Annotated in this window: 5 protein-coding genes and 1 pseudogene; 2 read left to right on the top strand and 4 right to left on the bottom strand. The window is 73.1% G+C overall.

The window, feature by feature from the left end; genetic code table 11:
* Positions 1 to 79 precede the first annotated feature (79 nt).
* A complete protein-coding gene (locus EEJ42_RS34150; RefSeq protein WP_123105978.1) occupies positions 80 to 889 on the bottom strand; it encodes an APH(3'') family aminoglycoside O-phosphotransferase in 810 nt (269 codons plus the stop codon).
* A gap of 9 nt (positions 890 to 898) precedes the next feature.
* Positions 899 to 1882, bottom strand: a complete 984-nt coding sequence (locus EEJ42_RS34155) for an endonuclease/exonuclease/phosphatase family protein (protein WP_123105984.1) — start codon at positions 1880 to 1882, stop codon at positions 899 to 901.
* Between the two features lie 184 nt (positions 1883 to 2066).
* On the opposite strand from EEJ42_RS34155, the gene EEJ42_RS34160 reads away from it, so the two are divergent.
* Entirely contained in the window at positions 2067 to 2729 is a 663-nt protein-coding gene (locus EEJ42_RS34160) for an SGNH/GDSL hydrolase family protein (RefSeq protein WP_123105980.1), read from the top strand.
* Positions 2730 to 2774: 45 nt separating this feature from the next.
* On the opposite strand, the gene EEJ42_RS34165 is transcribed toward EEJ42_RS34160, so the two are convergent.
* The gene (locus EEJ42_RS34165; RefSeq protein WP_009715731.1) at positions 2775 to 3152 is read right to left on the bottom strand and encodes a VOC family protein; all 378 of its coding nucleotides are present in this window, start codon (positions 3150 to 3152) and stop codon (positions 2775 to 2777) included.
* Between the two features lie 310 nt (positions 3153 to 3462).
* On the opposite strand from EEJ42_RS34165, the gene EEJ42_RS34170 reads away from it, so the two are divergent.
* The gene (locus tag EEJ42_RS34170; protein WP_123105982.1) at positions 3463 to 4098 is read left to right on the top strand and encodes a mycothiol-dependent nitroreductase Rv2466c family protein; all 636 of its coding nucleotides are present in this window, start codon (positions 3463 to 3465) and stop codon (positions 4096 to 4098) included.
* A gap of 39 nt (positions 4099 to 4137) precedes the next feature.
* Here the strand turns inward: EEJ42_RS34170 and EEJ42_RS34175 are convergent.
* Positions 4138 to 4791 (bottom strand): annotated as a pseudogene (locus EEJ42_RS34175) (transcriptional regulator); the annotation flags it as partial.

Genomic DNA, 4791 nt, shown 5'->3' on the forward strand with positions numbered 1-4791 from the left:
ACCGAAACCAGAGGCCCTCGCCTCGTTCAAGCACCACTCACAGCGCGTCGCCCGTCACCAACGTGCCGGGACAGCACACCTAGCCCCAGGTGAGCGGGTCGAGGTGAAGGTAGAACCGCTCGCGGTCGCGGTCGAGGGCGATGCCGTAGCGGTCGGCGAACCGGTCCTCCGCCGCGCTCGCCTGCCGTTCGTCGGGCCAGGTCTCCCGGGCCGTGGCCAGCAGGAGGGCGAGGTCGGCGTAGGGGTCGGCGCGGCCGAGGCGGCCGAGGTCGATGAAGCCCGCGACGGTCAGGGTCGTCGGGTCGAGGACGATATTGGGCAGGCACAGGTCCCCGTGGCAGACGACCGCCTCGGCGGCTTCCTGCGCGAGACGGCGCTCGATCTGCGGGGCGAGGCGGGCGAGCAGTTCGTCGGGAGGGGTGTGCTGCTGGTCGACGGGGAGGAACTCCGGGTTGACCGCGCCCCGCGCCACGACCTCGCGCGCGGTGGCGAACATCTGTGACAGGTCGCGGCTGAAGGGGCACGCCCGGGGCGGCAGATCGTGCAGCCGTCGCACCGCATCGGCGATCGGATCCCACGCCGCCCGGAGCGTGGCAGCCGGGACACGATCCGCGGGGACACCCGCCACGGCGCTGGTCACCAGGCAGCCGCCCGCGGCGGTGACGCGCCAGTCGAGCACCCGCGCGCCGGGAACGCCCTGCGCGTGCAGCCACTTCACCCGGTCCCGCTCCGCCTCCAGCGCGGCCACCCGGGGCGCGGGCACGCACTTCCCGTACCGCGAACCGTCCGCGGAGCGGAAGACGGCGGCCCCGGACTCACCGGCGGTCACGGGCTCCCAGCCGTCACGGTCCGCGGGCAGCAGGGTTCGTAGTGCCTGGGAATCGGTCACGGCACCAGCCTAGGAGCGGGCCGCGTGCCAGCGGACCCGCGCGGCGACCGGCAGATGGTCGCTGCCGGTGGCGGGCAGGGTGCGGATGTGGGCGACGGCCGCCGAGCGGGCCATGACCTGGTCGATCCGGGCCATCGGGAACCCGGCGGGGAAGCTGAGGGCGAAGCCCCGCTCCGCCACGTTCATCCGGGAGGTCAGCGGGTCCAGCCCGCGGTCGTCGACCGTGCCGTTGAGGTCGCCCATCAGGATCACCGGTTTCCGCTTGTCGGCGGCGATGGCCTTGCCCAGCAGTCCGGCGCTCGCGTCACGCCAGGACGAGGCGAGGCCGCTCGCGCCGACGCGGACCGAGGGCAGGTGCGCGACGTACGCCGCGACCTCGCCCCGCGGCGTCCGGACGACGGCCCGCAGCCCACGGCTCCAGGACTCCGTGATCCCCCGGGGCTTGATGTCCAACAGCCGGGCCCCGGTGAGTGAATGCTTCGACCAGAGCCCGACAGTGCCCCGCACCGCGTGGTACGGGTAGTCCGGGGCGAGGGTCTTCTCGTAGACCGGCAGCGCCGCGGGCACCATCTCCTCCAGCGCGACGAGATCGGGCGAGGCACCGGCCAGGGCGCGGGCCGTACCCGCCGGGTCGGCGTTCTCGTCGCTGACGTTGTGCTGCACCACGAGCAGGTCATCCGCGCCCGTCGGCGCCCCGGGCAGGAACAGCCCGCCGAAGTGGTACGTCCAGGCCGCCACCGGCAGCAGCAGCGCCGGCAGCGCGGTGGCCGAACGGCGCAGCAGCGCCAGGCCCAGCAGTACGACGACCACCAGACCGAGCCAGGGCAGGAAGGCCTCCAGCAGACTGCCCAGGCGCCCCACGGAGTTGGGCACCGCCCGGTGGAAGGCCAGCAGCCCGGCCGTCAGCACCGCCAGCCCGGCGAGGACCCGCCCCCGCGTCCAGGCCGACCGCCCCTGGGCGTCCGCGCCCCAGCGCCCCGCCCATCGGCGCATCGCCGTCGCCACACCGCTGCCCGGCCGCTCCACCATTGCTTCCCATCCGTTCGAGTCCACCCCACAAGACGGCCCACCGGGCGCATCGGTTTCGGGGGGGCGTAGCCGTGGTGTGTCGGGGTCTGTCGGTCCGATGTCGGTGGGGTTCTGCTTTGCTCGCCTTATCCGCACTCAAGGAGGGCACATGACGATCACCATCCGGCCGGGAAGCACCGTGATGTTCACCGGCGATTCGATCACCGACTGCCAACGGCTGGACAGCGAGGACGGCCTCGGGTTCGGCTACCCGCTGCGCATCGCGGGCGAGTGGGGACTCCGGCACCCGGACCGGCCCGTGACCTGGCTGAACACCGGGATCGGGGGCCACAAGGTGAGAGACCTCGAAGCCCGCTGGCAGACCGACGTACTCGACGCGCGCCCGGACGTGGTGTCGATCCTCGTCGGGGTCTGCGACATGGGCTGGCACACGCTGGACCCGCAGGGGTACGTGATCCCCGCGGAGGAGTTCGAGGCGGGTTACGACCGTCTGCTCGCGCCCCTCGCCGAGGCGGGTACGAAGCTGATCCTCATCGAACCGTTCCTCCTGCCGATCCACGGCGTCATCGAGGCCGGTGCCGCGCTCATCGGGGAGAAGGAGCGACAGGAATGGCGCACCGACCTGGACCCGAAGATCCAGGCCGTGCGCCAGCTCGCCCGCACGTACGGCGCGCAGCTGCTCGCCGCCGACGGCATGTTCGCCGAGCTCGCAGCGACGACCGGGCCCGAGTACTGGGCCGCGGACGGCGTCCACCCGACGCCCGCCGGTCACGCCGCACTCGCGGCGGCCTGGCTGCGCCTGGTCGCGTGACCGGGCCGCGCGGTCGTACCCGGCGCGGCTCGGCGACGAGAGCCGTCAGACTGGGGCGATGCGGCCCTTGAGCAGGCAGAACTCATTGCCTTCGGGGTCGGCGAGGACGTGCCAGGACTCCTCGCCGGTCTGGCCGATGTCGGCGCGTACGGCCCCGGCGGCCAGGAGGCGTTCGAGCTCGGCGTCCTGATCGCGGTCGGTGGCGTTGACGTCGATGTGCAGCTTGAGCTGCCCCTTCTGCGGCGCGTCGTGGCGGATGAGGACGAGCGTCGGCTGCGGGCCGCCGAACCCTTCGCGCGGTCCGAGCTCGATGACGTCCTCTTCGCGACCGAGCTCGACGTAGTCCAGGACCTCGCACCAGAACCGCGCCAGCACCTCGGGGTCGTGGCAGTGGAGCACGAGTTCACTGATACGGCATGCCATGGACGAACCTACTCTCAGCGTCGGAACTGCCGGGGCGGTCGCCACCGTAGCGGGCGGGGCGAGCGGCGGCGAGGCAATTTCAGAGCCTCGCCCGGCGCCCATCTGCCGGGGCCGCTCCCGACGTTGGCGCGGTGCGACGCGCTCGCCGGTAGGCCGAGGGCGGCATGCCGATGGTCCGCCGGAACGCGGTGCTGAACGAGGTCGGGGCGGCGTACCCGAGTTGGGCCGCGAGCGCGTCGACGCGGGTGATCGGATCGTTTCTCCGCGCCCCGGATCGGCCTACGATCACGCGAGTGTCGAGGAGGGCGCCATGACGACAACAGTGACCGTGGACTTCTGGTTCGACCCCGCCTGCCCCTACACCTGGCTCACCTCGCGGTGGGTGGTGGAGGCGGCCACGGTCCGGCCGCTGGACGTGCGCTGGCGCGTCATGAGCCTGGCGGTGCTCAACGAGGGGCGGGACGACGATCCCGAAGGGGATCCCGAGGGCTATCTGTGGATGCCCGTCCGCATCTGCGCCGCCGTCCTGCGGCACCACGGTCAGGAAGCGCTGGGCGCGTTCTACGCCGCCCTCTGGGCCGACCCGGGCGACGGCGGCGCCCAGCAGTGGATCAACGATCCCGAGGTGGCGCTGGCCGACGCCGGGCTGCCTCCGGGACTTGCCGAGGCGGCGACGTGCCGCGACTACGACGACGCGGTGCGCGCTTCCCACGCCGAGGGCATCGCCGCCCTCGGCCCCCACGTCGGCACTCCGGTCGTCGCCGTCCCGGACCCGCGCGGTGACGCCGACGCGCGGATCGCCTTCTTCGGTCCGGTGATGTCCCGGGTCCCCCGGGGCGAGGAGGCCGGACGACTCTGGGACGCCACCCTGGTGGTGACGGGCGCCCCCGGTTTCCACGAGCTCAAGGGCGCACCGGCCGACCCCTCCCCCGATGTGAGGGGCTAGGGATGTCTTGCCGTGAGGCGGTCGCCGTCCACCCCGTGGTTACTCCGGTCGATCGATCCACTCGTGGCCGCCCAGCGGGTAGTCGTAGCCGGGGCGCCCGGCGTTGGCGCTGGTGCGGAACGGGGTGCCGTCGTTGTCGATGTGCACCGTGCCGCGGCGGTCGCCGCTGGACCATGTCAGGGCGAGGTCCCAGCGGACGTCATGGGCCTTGGTGCGGGCGGTGAGGTAGAAGACCTCCGGGTCGGACTCGCTGACCTTGTACGGGAAGTCGCGCTGGCCGTTCTTGACGGTGACGGTGGGGCTGCCGTCGTCGAGGTCCGCGTCGAACGACTTGGTGCCGACGCCGCCGCCGCAGCCGACGCCCATCGAGTAGTCGTTCCAGGCGAGCGGGGCGCCCTTCGAGACGACGCGCAGGTGCAGCGCCTCCAGGACGACGGTGTCCTTGCCCGTGCCCTGCACGGTGAGGGCGACGCGCTGCTCCCCCGAGGAGACCGCGCCGTACGCGGCCGCCCAGCGGGGGGCGTCCTGTTCGGCGGCGGGCGGGCCGACGTGTTCGGGCTCGGAGTCGACGAGGAAGTGCTGGCTGCACGGGCCCTCGTAGGTGTAGGGGCGGGTGGCGACGTTGAGCGGTACGCCGCCGGTGCGTGGCCGCTCGGCGGCGTCCGCGCCGCCGCGGGCGTCCGCACCGCCGCG

Origin of the sequence: Streptomyces botrytidirepellens (genome assembly GCF_003721215.1) — a bacterium.
GTDB classification, from domain to species: domain Bacteria; phylum Actinomycetota; class Actinomycetes; order Streptomycetales; family Streptomycetaceae; genus Streptomyces; species Streptomyces himastatinicus.